General features: G+C 65.0%; 21 protein-coding genes and 3 pseudogenes. 4 read left to right on the plus strand and 20 right to left on the minus strand.

Features of this window, described 5'->3' with window-relative positions; translation table 11 throughout:
• Nucleotides 1-3: 3 nt before the first annotated feature.
• On the minus strand, nucleotides 4-495 hold the full coding sequence (locus B9A11_RS22180; RefSeq protein ID WP_234988844.1) for a heavy metal-binding domain-containing protein: 492 nt from the start codon (nucleotides 493-495) through the stop codon (nucleotides 4-6).
• Between the two features lie 213 nt (nucleotides 496-708).
• On the opposite strand from B9A11_RS22180, the gene B9A11_RS13355 reads away from it, so the two are divergent.
• Complete coding sequence (locus B9A11_RS13355; protein WP_143595885.1) at nucleotides 709-1473, plus strand: multicopper oxidase domain-containing protein; 765 nt, start codon at nucleotides 709-711, stop codon at nucleotides 1471-1473.
• A gap of 155 nt (nucleotides 1474-1628) precedes the next feature.
• Here B9A11_RS13355 and B9A11_RS22575 read toward each other — a convergent pair whose 3' ends face one another.
• The 9 genes and pseudogenes from B9A11_RS22575 to B9A11_RS22185 form a co-directional block, all read right to left on the minus strand.
• Nucleotides 1629-1934 (minus strand): hypothetical protein, encoded by a 306-nt coding sequence (locus B9A11_RS22575; RefSeq protein ID WP_306345509.1) that lies wholly within the window; start codon nucleotides 1932-1934, stop codon nucleotides 1629-1631.
• A 44-nt stretch (nucleotides 1935-1978) separates the two neighbouring features.
• Nucleotides 1979-2272: a hypothetical protein gene (locus B9A11_RS22580; protein WP_306345510.1), complete on the minus strand. Its 294-nt coding sequence runs from the start codon at nucleotides 2270-2272 to the stop codon at nucleotides 1979-1981.
• 22 nt (nucleotides 2273-2294) lie between these two features.
• Nucleotides 2295-2944, minus strand: a pseudogene (locus tag B9A11_RS13365) (HupE/UreJ family protein).
• Nucleotides 2945-3254: 310 nt separating this feature from the next.
• Nucleotides 3255-4816, minus strand: a pseudogene (locus B9A11_RS13370) (FGGY-family carbohydrate kinase).
• A gap of 1 nt (nucleotide 4817) precedes the next feature.
• Complete coding sequence (locus B9A11_RS13375; RefSeq protein WP_058248543.1) at nucleotides 4818-5540, minus strand: SDR family oxidoreductase; 723 nt, start codon at nucleotides 5538-5540, stop codon at nucleotides 4818-4820.
• A 10-nt stretch (nucleotides 5541-5550) separates the two neighbouring features.
• Nucleotides 5551-6774, minus strand: coding sequence for a sugar ABC transporter permease (locus B9A11_RS13380; protein WP_058248544.1), 1224 nt, complete (start codon nucleotides 6772-6774; stop codon nucleotides 5551-5553).
• On the minus strand, nucleotides 6771-7547 hold the full coding sequence (locus tag B9A11_RS13385) for an ATP-binding cassette domain-containing protein (protein WP_058248545.1): 777 nt from the start codon (nucleotides 7545-7547) through the stop codon (nucleotides 6771-6773). The genes B9A11_RS13380 and B9A11_RS13385 overlap by 4 nt, the downstream gene beginning before the upstream one ends.
• 77 nt (nucleotides 7548-7624) lie before the next feature.
• Nucleotides 7625-8458 carry a substrate-binding domain-containing protein gene (locus B9A11_RS13390; protein WP_234988845.1) on the minus strand — a complete coding sequence of 278 codons (834 nt, stop codon included), beginning with the start codon at nucleotides 8456-8458 and terminating at the stop codon, nucleotides 7625-7627.
• A gap of 23 nt (nucleotides 8459-8481) precedes the next feature.
• Complete coding sequence (locus B9A11_RS22185) at nucleotides 8482-8655, minus strand: hypothetical protein (RefSeq protein WP_234988846.1); 174 nt, start codon at nucleotides 8653-8655, stop codon at nucleotides 8482-8484.
• Between the two features lie 227 nt (nucleotides 8656-8882).
• On the opposite strand from B9A11_RS22185, the gene B9A11_RS13395 reads away from it, so the two are divergent.
• Nucleotides 8883-9893, plus strand: a complete 1011-nt coding sequence (locus B9A11_RS13395) for a substrate-binding domain-containing protein (RefSeq protein ID WP_058248546.1) — start codon at nucleotides 8883-8885, stop codon at nucleotides 9891-9893.
• Nucleotides 9894-9950: 57 nt separating this feature from the next.
• Here the strand turns inward: B9A11_RS13395 and B9A11_RS13400 are convergent, their stop codons facing one another.
• Complete coding sequence (locus B9A11_RS13400; protein ID WP_058248547.1) at nucleotides 9951-11015, minus strand: FAD-binding oxidoreductase; 1065 nt, start codon at nucleotides 11013-11015, stop codon at nucleotides 9951-9953.
• 48 nt (nucleotides 11016-11063) lie between these two features.
• Between B9A11_RS13400 and B9A11_RS22190 the strand changes: the two genes are divergently transcribed.
• Together B9A11_RS22190 and B9A11_RS22195 are read left to right on the plus strand one after the other, a co-directional pair.
• Nucleotides 11064-11261 (plus strand): helix-turn-helix domain-containing protein, encoded by a 198-nt coding sequence (locus B9A11_RS22190; protein WP_058248548.1) that lies wholly within the window; start codon nucleotides 11064-11066, stop codon nucleotides 11259-11261.
• 125 nt (nucleotides 11262-11386) lie between these two features.
• Nucleotides 11387-11982 (plus strand): annotated as a pseudogene (locus B9A11_RS22195) (LysR family transcriptional regulator substrate-binding protein).
• Between the two features lie 5 nt (nucleotides 11983-11987).
• Here B9A11_RS22195 and allE read toward each other — a convergent pair.
• The 9 genes from allE to B9A11_RS13445 are packed head-to-tail and all read right to left on the minus strand — an operon-like array spanning nucleotide 11988 to nucleotide 18886.
• A complete protein-coding gene (gene allE, locus B9A11_RS13410) occupies nucleotides 11988-12725 on the minus strand; it encodes a (S)-ureidoglycine aminohydrolase (RefSeq protein ID WP_058248550.1) in 738 nt (245 codons plus the stop codon).
• Nucleotides 12722-13846: a M20 family metallopeptidase gene (locus B9A11_RS13415; RefSeq protein WP_058248551.1), complete on the minus strand. Its 1125-nt coding sequence runs from the start codon at nucleotides 13844-13846 to the stop codon at nucleotides 12722-12724. The genes allE and B9A11_RS13415 overlap by 4 nt, the downstream gene beginning before the upstream one ends.
• A complete protein-coding gene (locus B9A11_RS13420) occupies nucleotides 13816-14529 on the minus strand; it encodes a polysaccharide deacetylase family protein (RefSeq protein ID WP_234988847.1) in 714 nt (237 codons plus the stop codon). Before B9A11_RS13420 ends, B9A11_RS13415 begins: the two co-directional genes overlap by 31 nt.
• A 4-nt stretch (nucleotides 14530-14533) precedes the next feature.
• Nucleotides 14534-15424, minus strand: coding sequence for a polysaccharide deacetylase family protein (locus B9A11_RS13425; protein ID WP_058248552.1), 891 nt, complete (start codon nucleotides 15422-15424; stop codon nucleotides 14534-14536).
• Nucleotides 15421-16140, minus strand: a complete 720-nt coding sequence (locus tag B9A11_RS13430; protein WP_058248553.1) for an aspartate/glutamate racemase family protein — start codon at nucleotides 16138-16140, stop codon at nucleotides 15421-15423. Before B9A11_RS13430 ends, B9A11_RS13425 begins: the two co-directional genes overlap by 4 nt.
• 32 nt (nucleotides 16141-16172) lie before the next feature.
• Nucleotides 16173-16355, minus strand: a complete 183-nt coding sequence (locus B9A11_RS22200) for a hypothetical protein (RefSeq protein ID WP_234988848.1) — start codon at nucleotides 16353-16355, stop codon at nucleotides 16173-16175.
• 1 nt (nucleotide 16356) lies between these two features.
• Nucleotides 16357-16986 carry an ABC transporter permease gene (locus tag B9A11_RS13435; RefSeq protein ID WP_234988849.1) on the minus strand — a complete coding sequence of 210 codons (630 nt, stop codon included), beginning with the start codon at nucleotides 16984-16986 and terminating at the stop codon, nucleotides 16357-16359.
• Nucleotides 16983-17834, minus strand: coding sequence for an ABC transporter permease (locus tag B9A11_RS13440; RefSeq protein ID WP_058248554.1), 852 nt, complete (start codon nucleotides 17832-17834; stop codon nucleotides 16983-16985). The genes B9A11_RS13435 and B9A11_RS13440 overlap by 4 nt, the downstream gene beginning before the upstream one ends.
• A complete protein-coding gene (locus B9A11_RS13445) occupies nucleotides 17831-18886 on the minus strand; it encodes an ABC transporter ATP-binding protein (protein WP_058248555.1) in 1056 nt (351 codons plus the stop codon). Before B9A11_RS13445 ends, B9A11_RS13440 begins: the two co-directional genes overlap by 4 nt.
• Nucleotides 18887-18976 lie beyond the last annotated feature (90 nt).

Raw genomic sequence — 18976 nt, forward strand, 5'->3', positions numbered from 1 at the left:
GACCTAGACCACCGGCGTCGCAAGCGCAAACGGCACCCAGCCGAACAGCGGATGGCCGAACCATTGGTCAAACGGAATGCCGATAAGCGTGCCCAATTCGAGGATGAACACCGCCAGCGCCAAGGGCGCGGTGATCCACAGACGCCGTTTGAAATCAACGTATTCCGGGTTGGGGCCGGTCTCGGCAAAGGGTGTCATCGGCTCGAGCGCCATACCGCATTTCGGGCAGTCGCCGGGATGATCCTGCACGATTTTCGGGTGCATGGGGCAGGAGTATTGCGTGCCTTCTGGCATCTTGGTGGGGGCGGGTTGGTCGCCGAGGTAAGCCTTTGGCTGGGTCTCGATTTTCGACTTGCAGCGCGCGGAGCAGAAATAGGGCCGTTGGCCGTCGTGCTTGGTCATGTGGGCGGCGGTGCTTCGGTCCACGTCCATGCCGCAGACGGGGTCACGGGGCACGGTCTCCGTAGGGTTGTGATCCGCGTGGGCCTGAGCCATGTGCCATCCTTGCGCTTTAACCTGAAGACGGATCAAACAGATGGGGGTTCCACCCGGCAGAGGGTCAAGAGCGCCTCGTTCACGCGCCCCCAACCGCCTGCGACCGCGCGTAAATCGGGGGCTTGGGGTTGATCGGCGCGCTGAGACGTCGGAAAACGCGACCCCGAAAGGAGCCGTGTCATTCTGTTCACCCGTCGAAACGTGTTGTCGCTGATGGCGGCCGGTCTGGCTGCGCCGAGTTGGGCCGCCCCTGCCGTGACCCTGCGCCCCGAGGCCCGAGAGGTTCCGGTGGCTGGGCGGCGGTTGCCGATGTTGGCCTTTAACGGGTCGGTGCCCGGACCGGAGCTGCGCTTTGGCCAAGGCGACGTCGCGCGGATCACGCTGGACAACGGCCTGGACGACGGGGCGCTGGTGCATTGGCACGGGCTGCGGGTGCCGAACCGGATGGACGTGATCGCCGATGTGACCGGGCCGGTGGTGATCCGTGACACGTACGGTGGGGCGGATGATCTGCTGGGCGCACTTGCGGCGGAGGGTGCGCGTCCGGTTTCCACCGCGCCGATCCCGCGCCTGCCGGCCAACCCGGTGGCGCAGCCCGGCACGGCCAGCCAAACCGCCAGCCTTGCGCTGCAAGGCGGCGCAGGCGGGGCGCCACATAAAGGCACCGGGATCTGGGCCTTGAACGACATCTCGGGCTTGCCGCGGCAGCCCCTCTTGCGTGCGCGGCGGGGCGAGACTGTCAGGATCGAGATGGTGAACCAGACGGGGTTTCCGCATGGAATGCACCTGCATGGCCACCACTTTCAAGAGGTGGACGCATCCGGCGGGCTTGGCCCGCTTCGCGATACGTTGCTGCTGAACGCGGGGGACACGCGGTCGGTGCTGGTGGTCTTTGACAACCCAGGCCGCTGGATGCTGCACTGTCACATGCTCAGCCATCAGGCTGACGGCATGGCCACGTGGTGCGAGGTGATTTGACGCCGCATCACGCGCGGGCTTATGCGGGCCACGGGGCGGAGCATCGCCAGGGTCTTGGCTGGCGGCTATGTCAGTTTTGCGGCTGGACCCCGTCCGTCTGCACATCCCAGACGTAGGGAAACCTGCCGGTAAAATTGGCGTCGATGATGCCGCCATCACCCGCCACGAGGATGAAAACGGTCTCCTCCGTTTACTGGTTCATCACGGCCACGAATTATCGCGTCCACCTCGGCGACGATCCTTGCCGCCGTCACGTCGGTCTTGTCGCGGTTGCGGAAGAACCAGCCGTGGCTGCCATCGAACGCCGCCACCAACGGACCTTCGGCCCCGGTCGATCCGCGGCCCTTTTCATAGGTGGCGTTCTGTCCGCCCCCATGGCCGTGCAGATATAGTTCACCGCGCCGCCGGTCGTGGTCATGCGGTAAAAGGCAGTCGGACCTTCGGTCATATCCATCTTCCACTTGGCGGATTCACCGGGCGCGAGCGTGAAGCTGACCTCATCGCGCTACTCCTCGGCCTGCGCTTCCTGTACGGCGGCGCTGCTTACGAAAACCGAAAAGAGGTCATCCAGCAGCGAGGAATGATCCTGGGCGGCTTCTTCGGCCAGCTGTTGCTTGATCTCGCCCATCTCGGCCAGATCCAAGCTGCGCCCGAAGCCGGTCGGGTCGATGTTGTACTCCGCCGGGAGCACCACGGCGACGAGGATCGCCACGGCAGAGACGGCCGCAATGGCGGTGGATTTCAGCAGCTGCGCCGTGGTCGGCAGCTCTTCGAGCGAGGGGCGTTTGGAATTGAACATGTCTTGTCCCCTTTTCGGTCGCTCAGGCGACGAAATAGCCGGTGATCTGGGTCCCCATGAGGATGAACCCCATGGACATCATCACCACGTTAAAACTGTAGGCCTGCGTCATGAAACGGGCCGAGCGCCGCCAGTAGTCCATGACGATGAGGATCACCGCCAGCGCCATGATCTGGCCGATCTCGACGCCGACGTTGAAGGCCAGCAGGTTGGGCAGCAGCCCGTCGCTGGCGATGTCATATTGCAGGATCTTGGTCGCCAGACCCGTGCCGTGAACCAGACCAAAGATCAGCGTCGCCACCTTGGTGTTCGGCTGGACCCCGAACCACCGCTGGTAGGCGCCGAGCTTTTCGAGCGCCTTGTAGACCACGCTGAGGCCGATGATCGCATCCACGATGTAGCTGTTGATGCCCCAGCCAAACCAGACGCCCAGAAGCATGGTCGACGAATGGCCAAAGGCAAAGCGGCTGACGTAAATTGCCACGTCCTTCATTTTATAGAGGAATAACACTACGCCCAGCAGGAACAGGATGTGGTCATAGCCGGTCACCATGTGCTTGGCCCCGAGATAGAGGAAGGGGATCAGGTGAACCCCCAGATTTCCTGGATATAGCCCGCGTCGCCTTCGGTGACGTTATGGGCGGCGGCCTGCGTGGCAATGGCAAGCAGCATGAGGGGCAGCGCCACGCACCAGCCCGTGAGTTGGGATGTCATGAGAGACTCCAGTTTTGTCCGAAATAAAGGTGATCCAAGTCGGATCAGGCTCTTGGTGGGCGCAACTGTCGGCTTAAGGCGGGCGGCGACGGAATGGTCGCGGTCCCACATGACGCCAGAAGTATCCTCGGGGGCGGTTCACAATTGGTTATGACAGTCTCAAATCGCAAGACTTGCCCGTCCAAGGTCGCAGGTCGGCCCTCCCCCCCCGCCTTGACAAAGGGGATTGCGCGCAGGACCGGCCTATCGACGCTTTCAGGCGCGCGTTTCAAGCGTAGGCCGCGCCACTCACCTCTTGTATCCGGGTAAACAGCGCGTAGCGGGCGTCATGGCGCTCAGCGCGATCACGGTCGGGCTGGCTGACCGCGCCGCTGCGCGACATGGTCTGCATGGCGGATTGCGTGTTGGGAAAAATCCCTCCCGCCAAGCCGCCCAGCATGGCCGCCCCAAGCAGCACCGGCTCTGCGGTTTCGGGCGCAATCACGGGCTTGCCGGTGGTGTCGGCGAGGATCTGCCGCACCAAAGGCGTGCGCCCCGCCCCGCCGCTGACCGCGATCCGCTCTATCCTTGCACCGGCGGCGTCCTGCGCCTCGATGATCTGGCGCAGGCCATAGCCAAGGCCACACAGCGTCGCCAGATACAGCGCAAGCAGGCTGTCCAGACCGCGGTCCATGCCGATGCCCATGATCGTCGCCCGCCGATAGGGGTCGGCATAGGGGCCCGATTGCCAAGCACCTCTGGCACCACATGCACGCCCTCAACCATGTCCAGCACGTCGCGCTCACCGACCTGTGCCGCCAGCCACGCCGACAGCGATTGCCCGGCGGCATCGGCCAGACGATGCGCCTCTGGGGCGAAGGGGTGATGGTCGATCAACTGGTCCACGGCGGCCCCGGCGGCGCTTTGACCGCCTTCGTTCAGCCACATGCCGGGGATCATGGCAGAGTTATACGGCCCCCAGACGCCGGGGACAAAGGCCGGATCGCGGGTTGTGGTCATCGTGCAAGAGGAGGTGCCGAACACATACCCAAGATCGGCGGTCGGATCGCCTGCTGTCCCAACGGTGCCAAGCCCCCCTGCATGTGCGTCGATCAAGCCCGCGCCCACGGGAGTTCCCGCGATCAGGCCCATGTCGCGGGCGGCGGCCTCTATCAGGCCTTGACCCAGCGCAGTGCCTGCGGGAACCACACGGCTGCCGATGCGCTGGAAATCGCCCGCGCACAGATCCCCAAGGCCGATCTGTTCGAAATACCCCGCATCCCAGCGATTTTCGTGCCCCAGATAGGTCCACTTGCAGGTCACCGTGCAGATGGAACGCGCCAGATCGCCTGACGCGCGCCACGTCAGGAAATCGGTCAGGTCCATGAACTGCCAGGCCGCGTCATAGACCTGCGGCATGTTTTCCTTGAGCCACAGCAGCTTGGGCGTTTCCATCTCGGGCGAGATGGTGCCGCCGACATAGTCCAGCACGCCATGCTCCAGCGCGTTGATTCGTTCGGCCTGCGGCGTCGCGCGGTGGTCCATCCAGACGATGATGTTGCGATCCTCGGCCACGGGCAGGGGCGCGCCGCCCTCCCCTGGGATCACCAGCGAACAGGTCGCGTCAAAGCCGATGCCCTGTACCGCGTCCGGCTCCACCCCCGCCGCCGCAACCGCCCCGCGCACCGCCGCGCAGACCGCGCGCCAGATGTCGCCCGAGGATTGCTCGACCCGGTTGCCGGGGCCTTTCCACAGCGCGATGTCCTGCGCCGCGGTGCCATGCAGCACGCCCGAGGGGTCAAACACCCCCGCGCGGGCCGAGCCTGTGCCTACGTCAATGCCGATGAACATCTTACAGGTCCACGCTGTTGGGCAGGATCACCATATCGCGGATCACCACACCTTTTTTGCGGGTCAGCATAAAGACCACCGCCTCGGCCACCTCTTCGGGCTGCATGAGCGAGCCATTGGCCAGCGCCTCTTCCATCTTTTCCTTGGGCCAGTCGTCCAGCAGGGCGGTGACGACGGCGCCGGGCAGGACCGCGCCCATGCGGATGCCGTGCGGGGCGATCTGACGGCGGGTGCTGTGCACAGAGGCTTGGACCGCGAATTTCGAGGCGGTGTAGATCGGCTCCCACACCACCGGAACGACGCCTGCCACGCTGGACGTGAACAGGACGTCGCCCGACTTGCGCGCGATCATGCCCGGAAGGACGGCATTCACACAGCGAAAGGCGGCGTTGATGTTGAGGTTCAGCATCCGGTCCCAGGCGTCCGGTTCGCCCTCGGCGGCGGCACCGCCCATGTAAGCGCCTGCGTTGGCGTGAAAGATGTCGAGCGGGCCGACCAGCTTTTCGATTTCCGGCACCATGGCGGACACCGCAGGCCCGTCAAAGAGGTCCAGAACCAGCGGGTGGGTGTTGTCCCCCAGCTCGGCGCAGAGCTTGGAGAGTTTGTCGCCGTCGCGGTCGATCAGCACGACCTGTGCGCCTTCGTCAAGGAGGCCCTTGGCGCAGGCCAGACCGATCCCAGAGGCAGCGCCGGTGATGGCGGCGGTTTTATTTTGCAGTTTCATAGGGTTGTCCTTAGGCGCGGCCATGAGAGGCACGGGAACGGCGGGCAAGGCTGTCGACGATCACGGCAATGGCCAACACGGCCCCGGTGATCATGTAGCGCAGGCTCGACGAGAGGTTCAGCAGCGTGAGGCCGTTCGAGATGGCTTGGATCACGATGATCCCCAGCAGAGCGGACCACGCCGAGCCACGACCGCCGAACAGCGAGGTGCCGCCGATGACCGCCGCCGCGATGGCGTTGAGGTTCACGTCCCCGGTGCCCGCTTGCTGGCTGGCGGACGCCAGACGCGAGGCGGCAAAGACGCCCCCTAGAGCGGCCAGCGAAGAGCACAGCATAAAGGCGGACAGGCGGATTTTCTTGACCGAGATGCCCGAGCGGCGCGCGGCCTCGGCGTTGCCGCCCACGGCGAACATCGACCGGCCCCAATGGGTGCGGCGCAGCGCATAGTCCAGCGCCACCACGAACAGCGTGAAGACGCCGAACATATACGGCACGCCGCGCCCCTGTTCGAGGTAGGCGACACAGGCCAGCAGCGCCACGGTGATCACGCCTGCCTTGACCAGCAAGACCGACAGGCCGGGGCTGAACAGGTTGGCGGCGCGGCGGCGCTGCATGGTTTTCAGGCCCGAATACAGCATGAATGCGCCGGGCAGGATCGCCGCGAGGTACGACAGCCACGCGGGCATAATCAGGATCTGGCCGAACTTCACCAGCGGCGAGGTGTAGGGCAGGTTGATCGAGCCGGTGCTGCCCAGCAGATAGAGTTGCAGCCCGAGCAGACCCGCGAGGGTCGCCACAAAGGACGGCATCTCGAACTTGTTGCGCAACACGCCATAGACCGCTCCGACGGCCGCGCCCGCCAAGACCGCGCCGACGATGGCGACCATCATCGGCAGGCCGGAATTGACCCAAAGCACGCCCACCAGCGCCGAGGACAGCCCCGACATGGAGCCGATGGAAAGGTCGATTTCCCCCAGTAGCAGCACGCAGACCACGCCCAGCGAGATCAGCCCGATGGCGGCGGCGTCGAACAGCAGGTTCACAAGGTTGTTCGGCGCAAGGAACACCGGGTTCAAGGTGCTGAACACCAGCGTGATCAGCGCAAGGCCGATCAGCACCGGCAACATCCCCAAATCGCCAGAGCGGACCCGGTCGATAAAGGCGCGCAGCGCGCCCGAGAGGCCTTCGTCGTGGCGGACGCGGCTGTCGGCGCGGTCGAGTTGTGCGTCAGTCATGCGGGCTCTCCTAGTTTGCGGGCCATGCGCCGCGAGACGGAATTGTCAGTGGCGCCGGTGATGGCGGCCACGAGGTCTTGGTGGCTGGTTTCGGCGGTAAAGACGCCATTGTTCTGGCCAAGGCGCAGCACGACGATGCGGTCGGCCACGGCGCGCACGTCCTCCATGTTGTGCGAGATCAGGATCACGCCGTGCCCCCGGTCGCGCACGCGCTCGATCAGGTTCAGCACCTCGGCGGTCTGGGCGACACCCAGCGCGGCGGTCGGCTCGTCCAGCATGATGATCTTGGGGTCGAGCAGCAGCGAGCGGGCAATCGCCACGGTCTGGCGCTGGCCACCGGACAGCGAGGCGATGGGTTTACGGACGGATGGGATGCGCGCGGCGAGTTCTTGCAGGAGCGTCCAGGCGCGGACCTCCATTTCGACCTCGTCCAGCGCCCAGGGGTTCAGCTCGTGCCCGAGAAAGAGGTTGGCGACGACGTCGAGGTTCTCACACAGGGCAAGGTCTTGGAAAACCGTGGCAATCCCCAGCTCCAGCGCGGTGCCGGGGCTGTCCAGCGTGACCGGCTTGCCGCACCATTCAATGCTGCCGCTGGTCGGCTGGTGCACGCCCGCAAGCGTCTTGATCAGCGTCGATTTGCCCGCGCCGTTGTCGCCGACGAGGGCCACGACCTCGCCCGCGTGCACGTCCAGCTCGATGTCCTGCAGCGCGGTCACCGCGCCAAACTGCTTGGTCACGCCGCGCAGCTTCAGGATGAGATCACCCTTTTGCATTCCCTGTCCTCCCCGACATTCTGGGCTTTATGAACCGAGGGCGAAACGCCGCCCACGGTGGTCTTTTGGCGCGTGGTTTACTCGATCCCGAGCTTGGCGCAGGCGGCAGCGTATTCGCCGGTGCAGACCTTTGCGGCGGTCTGGATGCCGCTGTCAAAGATCTCTGCCTTGATGTTTTCGGCGGTCACAACCGCAGGCACGAACAGCTGCGAAGGCGTGTTGTACAGCTCGGTGGTGGCTTCGGGCGTCTCGCCGCGCACCAGCTGCATGGCGACCTCGGCGGCGGCTTCGGCGACGATCTCGGAGGGTTTCGAAATGGTGTTGTACTGATCCCCGGCAATGATCAGTTGCAGCTCCGCGATGGTGGCGTCATTGCCGGTGACCGGGGGCAGGGGGTCGACGCCCGCCGCTTTCATCGCCGCAATCGCGCCGCCCGCGGTGCCGTCGTTGGCAGCCACGATGCCTTTGATTTCAGGGCCAAAACGGGTGATCTGACCGGCGGCCCACTCTTGCGCCTTGGGCGGAGCCCAATCAAGGGTGTCGAACTCGGACAGGGTTTTATACGCCGAATTGTCCAGCGCGTCGTCGATGCCGTCGCGGATCAGGCCAGCCGCCGCGTCGGTGGGCGAGCCGTTGATCTGCAAGACGCCTTCGCCGTCGGAAATGCCCTGCGCCTTGAGGTGATCCACGAGGCATTGCGCGATGGCGCGGCCGATGCCTTCGTTATCGAAGGAGACGTAGAAATCCGCCGGGACATCGGGGATCGGGCGGTCATAGGCGATGACCTTGACGTCTTGGGAATGCGCGATCTGCACCAGCGCGGCGGCGGCAGAACTGTCCACCGGGTCCAGCACGACAACCTTGGCGCCCTGCGCAATAACCGAGTTGAACTGCTGCTGTTGCAGCGACACATCCGCGTTGGCGTTCTGCTAGATCACTGTGCAATCGGGGCACAGCTTGTCCATGGCGGCCTTGAAGCCGGGAAAGTCGTGCTGCTCGTAACGGGTGGATGCCTGATCGGCATCAAAAAGGCGACGGTCGCTTCGGCATGGGCCTGTGCGGCGGTCAGCGCCAGCACGGATGCGGCGAGAATTCGGGTCTTGGTCATGGTGCTCCTCCTGTCAGACCGGCCCTTTGGATGGGCGCACAGGAAGGCAGCACCGGACCTGTGGTCCGACGTCATTTGGCAATTCTCCTCCCTATGCGCCATTCTTGGGGCGCTTTTTCGATGGAGCAAGTGCTCAATTACCTGCTCAACCGATGGAGCGTGATTGCCGCCGCCCGCCGCACCTTTCAACGTGGGTTTTCGACAAACCTTGCACAAGAATTGAGCGCATGACGGCCAGCGACGGGAATTCCTCAAAGCGGACAACGATTTACGACATCGCGGAAATCGTCGGCACCTCGCCCACGGCGGTAACCTCTGTGCTCAACGGATCGTGGAAAAAGCGTCGAATCAGCCAGAAACTGGCGGACCGCGTGCTCAAGGCCGCCGAAGAGCAGGGCTATGCGGTCAACATTCAGGCCAGCGTTCTGCGCAAGGACAAATCGAACATCGTCGGCATGGTCATCCCGAAATACGACAACCGGTTCTTTGGCGCGATCGCCGAGCAATTCGAAGAGGCGGCGCGCGCGGCCGGGTTGTTTCCGGTCATCACCTGCACCCAGCGTGACCCCGATCTGGAAGTCGCGGCGGTGCGCGGATTGTTGTCCTATCAGGTGGATTGCCTCGTGGCCTGCGGTGCCACCAATCCTGACCGCATCGCAGAGGTCTGCGCGGCCAATGGTGTCCCGACCATCAATCTCGACCTTCCCGGAAGCCGTGCGCCGTCGATCATTTCAGACAGTTTAATGGGCGCCTTCAATCTGACGAATGTGCTGCTGGATGCCTGCGCGCAAGAGCTGGGACAGGCAGAGCCGTTGGTGTTCATCGGGGGGCGGCTGGACGATCACAACACCCAAGAAAGGCGGCGCGGCTTCGTCGAGGCCCATTCGGCCCGTGGCATCGACGTGCCGCCAGAGTATATCCTGACCCCCGGTTACGCCCCCGACAAGGCGCGCCATCTGCTAGAGAACCTGCCGTTCACGCCCCACGGGATTTTCGTGAATTCCACCATCACCCTCGAAGGCGTCGTGCGCTTGATGCAGTCTTTGCCCGACGCCGAGGCCGCCTCTATTCGGTATGGCAGTTTCGACTACGACCCTTTTGGCGCGCTTCTGCCGCAGACCGTTGCCATGGTGGAACAGGATGTACCCAGCCTGATCGCCAAGCTGATGGCACAGATGCGCGACGGGGCGCAGACCCCTCAGGTGACCAAGGTGCCCTGTATCCTTCACCCCCGGTGAGGGATGTCGCGCCTTGGGATCGCGCAAGGCCCGGCCCCGTGATGCGGCTCGCGCCCTTCAGGCAAAGACCGCGCCGGGGTTGAGCAGGCCCAAAGGGTTCAGCTGGGTTTTCAGAGCGCGCATCATGGCGACTTCGGCGTTCGAGCGGCTGTGCCCGATCCACTGCGCCTTTATCCGGCCAATGCCGTGTTCGGCGGTCACCGCGCCGTCCCAGTCGCGCAGGAGAGCATAGATTTCCGCCTCGATCCGGGCTTCGGCCTGCGCGCTGCCGTCGTGCGCCACCAGCAGGTGCACGTTGCCATCGCCCACGTGACCCACCTTGAGCGTGCCGCGCGCCTGGGGCAGGGGGGCCAGCCGCGCGCCAAAGCGTTTGCGCCCCGCCCCAAGGCAAGCCAGCGCGGCGTCGTGGCTGGGCAGCGCCAGCAGGGCAAGGGCCGACTGCGGCCCCGGTTGGCGCAGTTGCAGCACGGCGCGGGTGACAACGCCCAGCGTGCCTTCGGAGCCGATGAACACCTGTTTGAGATCAAAGCCAGAGTTGTCCTTGACCGTCTTGCCCAGCCGCGAGATCACCGCCCCATCGGCCAGCACCGCCTCCAGGCCCAGAACATTGGCGCGGGTCATGCCGTGTTGCAGCACGCGAATGCCGCCCGCGTTGGTGGCGATGGTCCCGCCGATGGTGGCAGAGCCGCGCGCGCCGATGTCGACGGGGTAATCAAGGCCCGCCGCACGCGCCGCCTCCTGGACGGTTTCCAGCGGGGTGCCAGCCCAGGCGGTCAGGGTCATGGCATCCGGGTCGACCTCGATCACGCCGGACATGCGCTCTGTCGACAGGACAACCGCCCCCGCCGGGCTGCACGCGCCCCCCGACAGGCCGGTGCGCCCGCCTTGGGGGACCACGGCGATGCCGTGCCGGGTGCAAATCGCCAGCGCGGCGGCGACCTCTGCCGTGGTGGCGGGGCGCAGCACGGCGAGGGGCGGCATGCCTGTCAGCCCCGACTGGTCCAACGCATAGCGCGCGCAATCCTCGGGCGCGCTCAGCACGCCCTTGGCCCCGAGCGCCTCGGCAAACTCCGCGATTGCGGCGCTGCTGGGAATGGCCTGTTGAATGCAGGTTCGGTCCATCTATGATGCGCTCCTTGACGCCAGATTATACGTTTGCAGGAATCCCCGATGCCGCCCAGCACCCTTCTTGGCCGTTTGCCCGGTTTGCGGCATTTCATCGAAGTCGCGCAACAGGGCTCTTTTCGCGCCGCCGCCGATACGCTGCACGTGGCGCCCTCTGCCGTGAGCAAGCAGATCAAGAACCTTGAACTGGCGCTGGACGTCGAGCTGTTCCGGCGCGACCGGGGCGCGGCGGGCTCGAGCTGACCGAGGCGGGCGAAATCCTGTTGTTCCGCTGCGCCTCTGTGGTGAACGAGCTGACCATCGCGCAGGATGAAATCGACCAGTTGCAGGGGCTGTAACGGGGGCAGCTGCGGCTGGGCGTGAACGAAGTGCTCGCTTCGGACCTGCTGCCGGGCATCCTGCGCGACATGAGCTACAACCATCCGGGGTTGAAATTCCATATCGTGGTCGAGAACACCCGCGAGATTGTCCAGCGGTTGCAGGCGGGCGAGATCGACATCGGCCTTGGGTACAACTTTCCCGCCACGCCCGAGATTGAAACGCTGGCGACGCTGCGGCGGCGGACCTATGCGATCACCGCGCTGGATCACCCGATGGCCAAGCTGCGCGACGCGCGGCTGCCGGATTTGGACGGCGAGCGGGTGATCTTTCCCGACGACTCGATCGCCATGCGCGAGATGCTGCAAGATGCGCTGGCGCAGGGGGGGTGCAGGTCCGCGAGGTCATGCGCACCAACAGCTTTACGCTTTTGCGTCAGATGGTTGAAAGCGGCATGGGCATCGGCATCGTCTTTGGCCGGTTTCTGCAAGTACGGCGCGAGAGCATCGCCTTTGTCGAGCTGCGCGATTTGCCCTTTGCCAGCCCCCCGGTGGCCTGTTGCCGGATGGCAGGGCGCACGCCGACCGTCTCGTCCGAGGCCTTTGCCGCCGCGATCAAGACAATCTTTCACAATTATGGCGGCTAGCGCGGTCATCGCGCCGCCAGCGGCGAGCGGTTGTAGTTCTTGTAGATCAGGTATCGGCTGGGCGTGCGCCCCAGCGCGCCGAACCACTGCGGCACATGCGGCCCCATCCAGATCGCGTCGCCCTTGCCCACCGGATACCAGCGGTCGTCCAGCCGGTACACGCCGCCGCCGTCCAGCATCAGCAACCCGTGTTCCATGAAATGGGTTTCCACATAGGCCAGCGACGCGCCGGGGTGAAAATTCATGATGTTCACCTCGCCATCGAATCCTGCGTCGGTGGGCAGCATCTTTTGCACCATCAGCCAGTCGTCACCGCGCAGCGGCGTGCCTTGGATGTCCTTGACATGGCCAAAGACCGGGGCGGGGATTTCCCCGCGCGCCACAAATCGCCACTCCATCAGCAGCAGCGACACCCCCGCCGGGGAGCTCAGCGTGGCGTCTGTCTCGGGGGGCAAAAAGGCGTAGCCTTCGGTGGTCAGCTCTTGGCCGGTGGACAGGGTGACCGCGCCTTCCAGCACAAAGACAAAGCGTGCGATGCCCGTCGGCGCGGGGGCGATGCCGGTCAGGCCGCCTTTGCTGCGCACCAACCCCATGGCAAATTTCGCGCCCATGTCCGGGCTGATCAAAAAGGCGATTTCCGCCCCCGGCCAATCGGGCTGGGTGATCCACTCGTGGCTTTCGGGGGTCAGCAGCGCGTGGTTGCGGCGGATGTCGGATGGGGTTTGGCCAAAGCTCGGGGTCATTGGGTTTCTCCGTTTGGGCGGGTGCCCGCGTAGGTCAGGATCAGCGCGCGCAGCAGCGCCATGCGGCGGGCCAGCGGCGTCACAAGGATATGCTCGGCGGGCGAGTGCCAGTTGTTGCCGATCGCCCCAAGGCCATCGAGCGTCGGCACCCCGGCGGCGCAGGTGAAATTGCCGTCGCTGCCCCCGCCAGAACGGGCTTCCACCATCGGCGCGCCGAGCGCGGTGTTGATCTCTGCCGCGCGGGCGAACATCGCCAGCGTTTCGAGCGTGCGCGCAAGGCACGGCTTTTCGATCTCGCCCGACAGGGTGATCGTCACGGCGGGGTCGTCCGATGTCAGCGCCTTCAGCGCGTCCTCGACCGCAAGGCCCAGGGCATCATCGGCAAAGCGCACGTCGATGTCGCAGGCGGCGTATCCCGCAACCACGTTCGGCTCGGTGCCGCCGCGCACCCGGCCCACGTTGACGGTGGTTTCGGTGGCCAGATCGGTCATCGCCTCAAGCTGGCCAATGGTACGCGCCATCTGCAAGATCGCAGAGCGCCCATCGGCAAAGGCTGACCCGGCGTGGCTTTGGACGCCGTGAAACTCCAGCGTGTACTTGGCGCGACCCTTGCGAAAGGTGATCGCCTCGTCGCCGCGGGCAGGCTCTGGGATCAGCGCTGCGCCCATCTTGCGCGCCTCGGCTTGGATCAGCTGATGAGAGGTCGGTGCGCCGATTTCCTCGTCCAAGTTGTAGATCAAGGTCACCGGGCCGGGCAGCGGCGTGCCCGTCTCGACGATGTCGCGCATGGCACACAGCGCGAGGTAGCCGCCGCCCTTCATATCGGCAATGCCGGGGCCATACTGCCGGTCGCCGTCGCGGCGGATCGGCACCGTGCCGGGGGCGCAGACCGTGTCGATGTGGGAGGTCACCAGCACACCGGGGCCGTCGCCGCCCCTGAAGCGCGCAACCAGATGGTCGCCCATGCCGTCCCGACCCGCGATACGCTCGATCTCGCAGCCCAGCGGGGCCAGTTGCGATTGGATCAGATCGACCAGTTTGGCGATGCCTTGCACGTCGCCGGTGGGCGTGTCGATCCGCACCCACGCCATCAGGCTGTCCAGAATGTCTTGGCTGTCCATGGGCTTAGCTCAGGCTGTCGGCGTAGTCGCGCCAGATGCTTGGCGCGAGGTTCAGCGTCGTCTCGGCGGGATGCACCGCTTGCCAATGCGCGGCGATTTCGGCGCCCGTAGCGGCCCCGGCGATACTGCGCGCGGAACTCGGCCCGCCAGTTGCTCAGCAAAGCCTGCGGACGCTCCAGCCCGATGCCTTCGCGCGGGAACATCAAAAAAAACGTATCATCAAAGTGATAGTAGTAGGGCAGGGCCAAAAGCGACTCTGATTTGGCGGGGTCGGTCACCCAGTAATAGGGAGCATCATCCGCCAGCCCGTTACCGATGTAGGCATAGCCGCGCGCCTTCAGCAGGCTGACGGTGTCATCGGTGGCACAGCCCGTCGCCGCGCGGTCATCGGGGCGCGACAGGGCGAACCAGCCCTTGGGCGCTTGGCCCGTGACGCGGGTCAGCACCTCGGTCGCGCGAATGCCCAGCTGATCAAACAGTTCCAGAAAGCGGTCCAGCCCCTCTTTCAGGCCATAGTGCCACGTGGGATAGGCCAGATCCTTGGCAGTGATGCGCTTGCCCGCGCCGGCGGGGTTCAGGTTGACCGTCAGACCCAGCGCCATGCTCTGCCCCTCGGGCCATTGGATCGCCGCATCGCGGATGCCGATTTCATCGGAGGTGGTGTAAAAGTCTTTCCAAGGCATGGGGTTACTGCGCCTCCGGCAAGGGGTGGTGGGTCAGGATATGCTGGGCGAGCGTATCGCAGGTGGGGAACCAGACGCCGGGCAGGGTCTTTATCCGCTGGATCAGGCGCTGGATTATGTCGACGCGCATGGCGTGGCCCGACACAAACGGATGCAGCAGAAAGTTGACGTAGCCGCCTGCCTTGTATTGCTGCTCGAACGCGGCCCACCAGATGTCGAACACCTCGTCCACGTCCATGACGCGCTGCGCCGCGTTCGGCGTGTCGAGCCAGCCAAAGCTGAAGTACATGGCGTCGTCCAGCGCATAGTGGAAAGGCAGTTGCAGGATCGGATTCTCGCCCTGCGCGTCCAGCTCGTAGAAGGGCAGGTCATGCGCCGAGGTGAAGGAGTTGTAGACCACGCCCTTGGACCGCAGCAGGCCCGGCGTGTGGCTGGACCGCGTGCCGGTGACAGGCCCGCCTTGGATCGCGGACAGGGCTTTGAGTGTGCGGGTCAGGTGGGCATCCTCGATGACCGGGTCGGCGTAGACCTCGTGTTCCCACATGTGATTGCCCAGCTCGTGGCCGTTCTGGATCACGGCGCGCAGCACCTCTGGGTAGAGCTCGCAGATGCGGCCGGGGGTGAACAGCGTGACCTTGACGTCCTCGGCATCGAACATCTCCATGATGCGCCAGACGCCGACACGGCCGCCGAATTCGCCCTTGGCCTTTTGGCCCCAAGGCTCGTTCAGCAGGCGGCGCAGCAGCATGGCGTCGAAATCCAAGGTAAAGTTGACCGCCAGCTTGACGCCCTCGGGATAGGCGAAATCGGGGATCTGGATGCGGCGCGTGCGCTGGAACTGCGCGGTCCGGACCAGCGCGTCAAAGGCATCGGGTGAAGGCTGAGAGGTCATCATGCGCTTCGTTCGGTGGGGCGGGGCAGGCCCGCGCGGTAAAGGACAGCGGCCTCGGCGGCCTTGAGGCCCGCGATGACCGGGTTGACGATGGGCACGCCAGGCGCCGCCGTCAGCCGCTCTGGCAGGCCGGGGATGAACGACAGGGCAAAGCAGCCCAGCACCAGCACGTCGGCGCCTTGGGCCAGACAGGTCCGGGCGCGCTCGACGATGGCGGGCAGGTGGGTGTCCGGGTCGCGGTTGAGATCGGCAACAGAGCCGCCCACGGTGAATTCGCCCGCAAAGCTGCCCTCAAGGCCGAGGCCGCGAATGCGGCGACGCAGGCCTTTGGGGGTGGGGTCCGAGGACAGTACGCCAAAGCGGTCGCCCAACTGGCTGGCGGCCAGCATCCCGGCCTCGCCCGGGCCGATGACGGGGAGGCCTGAGACTTCGGTCAGGGCGTCCACCGCCGGGTCGCTAAAGCAGCCGATCACCACCGCGTCGTGCTTGTCGGCCCAAACCTGGGCCGCCGCGCGCAGGGCGGGAAAGACCATGGCGGCATCGGCGGCGCTTTCGATGGCGGCGGGGCCATCCTCGGGCGAGGCGATGGCCACTTGGGCCGAGGGGGCCCAGCGCTGGAGCATCGTCAGGCCGCGCGCGACGACCTCGGGTCCGGCGGTGCGATGCAGCGGGCTGGCCAGTTGATAGAGCAGACGGGGGGCGTCCGATGAAGCGGTCATCGGGGATTTCCTTTCAGAACGGGAGGGCTGGCTCAGAAGGCGCGTTGCAGTCCGACGAGACGCTGCACCAGCGCCACACCGCCAATCGACAGCAGGATCGACAGGGTCGCGGCGGCGGCGGCGGTGGGCTTGAACTCGTAGGTCAAGAAGTCGAACAGCGCGAGCGGCAGGGTATTGCCCCCCAGCGGTTTGAGCAGCAGCGAGATCGTGTACAAATCAAAAGCTGTTGATAAAGGCAAAGATCCCGCCCATCGCCAGCCCCGGCATCACCAGCGGCAGGATCACCAGCCGAAAGGTCTGCCAGCCGGTCGCCCCAAGGCTTTGGGACGCCTCTTCGAGTGAGGCGGGCACCTGCCGGATGGCGGCGGCAATCGACACGTAGGCATAGGGGAAGGACATCAGGATATGCCCCATTTGCAGGCCGGTGACGGTCTTGGCCAGCTCGATCTTGTACAGAAAGAACAGCAGCCCCACGGCGGTCAGCAGCTCTGGCACCAGCAGCGGCAGCATCATGCCCAGCTGGAACCAGCCCGACAGCCGCCCCGAGATCGCCTGCCCCGCCATGGCCGCCATCATCGCGACGGTCAAGGTGACCACGGCGGTGATCGCGCCAATGCGCAGCGACATCAGCAGCCCGTCCACAAGGTCTTGGCGGTTGAAGAACTCGATATACCAGCGCATGGAAAAGCCCTGCGGCGGGAAGTCGATCATCATCCCATCGGTAAAGGACGCGCCGATGATCATCACCAAGGGGGCCATCAGGAGCACGTACAGCAGCACGATCACGATCCCGAACCCAAGGTTCACGGGGCGCTGGTGCGCAAAGGTGTTGGTCATCTCGCTCATGCCTTGGACCATTCCATAAGACGGGCGGTGAGGGCGGTGAACACGCCCACCACGAGGATGGTGGACAGCGACAGAACGATCGCCAGCGCCGAGCCAAAGGGCCATTGGAACGTGCCGGTCAGCTCGCCAATGATCAGGGTCGGCATATAGCTGACCATCTGCCCGCCCAGCAGCGCAGGCGTCACATAGGCCGCCACGGCCAGCACGTAGACAAGGATCATGCCGGGATAGATGCCGGGAAAGCTGAGCGGCAGGATAATGTCGCGGAACACTTCGCGGCGGGTGGCCCCCATGCTCGAGGCGGCCTCGATCAGGGTGGGGCTGATGTTGCGCAGGGCGTTGTTGATCGGCAGCACCATGAACGGCACAAAGACATGCACCAGCGCCAGGATCACCAGACCTTGGGTGAACAGCATCCGCAGGGGGCGTTCGATCAGCCCCAGCGCCATCAGCGTCTCATTGAGCGGCCCGTTCAGCGCGGCGGCGATCATCCAGCCAAAGTTGCGCACCAAGACGCCGGTCATCAGCGGCGAGGCGATGCAGGCATAGAGGAACACCGCCTTGAGCCCCTTGGCCTTGGACATGTGCCAGGCGATGGGGTAGCTGACGATCAGGCACAGCAGCGTGACAACGCCCGCCGTCAGCAAAGACCGCCCCAGCACGCCCCAGTAGTAGGCATCCCCGAGGATGCGGTCATAGTGCATCATGGTGTAGTCGTCGCCAAAGGGCTCGGACTGGCCGGGGGTGCGAAAGCTCATCTCGAATATGTTGGTGATCGGCAGGATCATAAAGACAAAGATCAGCGCAATTGCCGGGATCGCCAGCAGCAGCTTGGGGTTGCGCATCATGGCGCCACCTCTGGCATCAGCCATGCGTGCGATTGGTCTATGGCGATGCCGACCTTTTGGCCCGCCTCAACCGGGTGGTTCGGCTCTGGGGTGAGTTTCAGCACAGACCCGTCGGCCAGCGTGATCTCGAAGCGCAGCGCCGCCCCCAGAAAGGCCGACTTGCTGACCGTGCCTTGGAAGGTGCCCGCCTCTGGCGTGGTCAGGGCCAGTGCCTCGGGGCGTAGCAGCAGCTCGGCCGGGCCGGTGATCCCCGGCACGCCGTTCAGTTCCAGCGTGGCCCCGGCGGCGGTGATCGCATAGCGCCCCTCGGCCAGCGGGGTGACGCTGGAGCAGGTGATAAAATTCGCCTCGCCGGTGAAATCGGCCACATAGCGTTCGGTTGGCTTTTGGTAGATCTCGCGCGGGGTGGCGAATTGCGCCACACGGCCCGCCTTCATCACCGCGACCATGTTGGACATGGCCATCGCCTCGGACTGGTCGTGGGTCACGTAAAAGGCGGTAATCCCGGACTGTTGCTGCAAGTCGCGGATCAGCCAGCGCACCTCGTCGCGCAGCCGCGCATCAAGGTTGGCCAGCGGCTCGTCCAGCAGCAGCTTGGGTTTCAGCACCAGCGCACGGGCCAGCGCGACGCGCTGCTGTTGCCCGCCGGAAATCTCGCGCGGCAGACGCGTGGCCAGACCGTCCAGACGCACCAGCTTCATGGCGTCATGCACACGCGTGTCGATCTCTGCCTTGGGCAGCTTTTGGATTTTCAAACCGTAGCCGATGTTCTCGGCTACGGTCATATGCGGGAACAGGGCGTAGTTCTGAAACACCACGCCAAAACCGCGACGGTTGGCCGGGACCCCGAGGATCGACTCCCCGTCGACCGTGATTTCCCCGCCGTTCGCCTCGAGAAAGCCCGCAAGGCACCGCAAGGTGGTGCTTTTGCCGCAACCCGAAGGCCCGAGCAACGTCACCAGCTGGCCGCTTTCGGCCCGCAGAGACACGCCATCGAGCGCGAGAAAATCCTGATACCGCTTGCGCAGATCCCTGACTTCAACCGTCGCCATATCTTAGATCGTCCGTTCCCAGAGGTCGTTCAAGCCCGGCATGATGGCGAGCGTTTCGTCCCAGTCAAACCGGATGGCCTGGCTGACAAC

Origin of the sequence: Tropicibacter naphthalenivorans, assembly GCF_900176475.1 — a bacterium.
Taxonomy (GTDB): Bacteria; Pseudomonadota; Alphaproteobacteria; order Rhodobacterales; family Rhodobacteraceae; genus Tropicibacter; species Tropicibacter naphthalenivorans.

Coding starts and splice junctions, on each gene's coding strand:
- B9A11_RS22180 (WP_234988844.1), bottom strand. CDS start 495: ATGGCTCAGGCCCACGCGGATCACAACCCTACGGAGACCGTGCCCCGT.
- B9A11_RS13355 (WP_143595885.1), top strand. CDS start 709: ATGGCGGCCGGTCTGGCTGCGCCGAGTTGGGCCGCCCCTGCCGTGACC.
- B9A11_RS22580 (WP_306345510.1), bottom strand. CDS start 2,272: ATGTTCAATTCCAAACGCCCCTCGCTCGAAGAGCTGCCGACCACGGCG.
- B9A11_RS13375 (WP_058248543.1), bottom strand. CDS start 5,540: ATGAAACTGCAAAATAAAACCGCCGCCATCACCGGCGCTGCCTCTGGG.
- B9A11_RS13380 (WP_058248544.1), bottom strand. CDS start 6,774: ATGACTGACGCACAACTCGACCGCGCCGACAGCCGCGTCCGCCACGAC.
- B9A11_RS13385 (WP_058248545.1), bottom strand. CDS start 7,547: ATGCAAAAGGGTGATCTCATCCTGAAGCTGCGCGGCGTGACCAAGCAG.
- B9A11_RS22185 (WP_234988846.1), bottom strand. CDS start 8,655: ATGACCAAGACCCGAATTCTCGCCGCATCCGTGCTGGCGCTGACCGCC.
- B9A11_RS13395 (WP_058248546.1), top strand. CDS start 8,883: ATGACGGCCAGCGACGGGAATTCCTCAAAGCGGACAACGATTTACGAC.
- B9A11_RS13400 (WP_058248547.1), bottom strand. CDS start 11,015: ATGGACCGAACCTGCATTCAACAGGCCATTCCCAGCAGCGCCGCAATC.
- B9A11_RS22190 (WP_058248548.1), top strand. CDS start 11,064: ATGCCGCCCAGCACCCTTCTTGGCCGTTTGCCCGGTTTGCGGCATTTC.
- allE (WP_058248550.1), bottom strand. CDS start 12,725: ATGACCCCGAGCTTTGGCCAAACCCCATCCGACATCCGCCGCAACCAC.
- B9A11_RS13415 (WP_058248551.1), bottom strand. CDS start 13,846: ATGGACAGCCAAGACATTCTGGACAGCCTGATGGCGTGGGTGCGGATC.
- B9A11_RS13420 (WP_234988847.1), bottom strand. CDS start 14,529: ATGCCTTGGAAAGACTTTTACACCACCTCCGATGAAATCGGCATCCGC.
- B9A11_RS13425 (WP_058248552.1), bottom strand. CDS start 15,424: ATGATGACCTCTCAGCCTTCACCCGATGCCTTTGACGCGCTGGTCCGG.
- B9A11_RS13430 (WP_058248553.1), bottom strand. CDS start 16,140: ATGACCGCTTCATCGGACGCCCCCCGTCTGCTCTATCAACTGGCCAGC.
- B9A11_RS13435 (WP_234988849.1), bottom strand. CDS start 16,986: ATGAGCGAGATGACCAACACCTTTGCGCACCAGCGCCCCGTGAACCTT.
- B9A11_RS13440 (WP_058248554.1), bottom strand. CDS start 17,834: ATGATGCGCAACCCCAAGCTGCTGCTGGCGATCCCGGCAATTGCGCTG.
- B9A11_RS13445 (WP_058248555.1), bottom strand. CDS start 18,886: ATGGCGACGGTTGAAGTCAGGGATCTGCGCAAGCGGTATCAGGATTTT.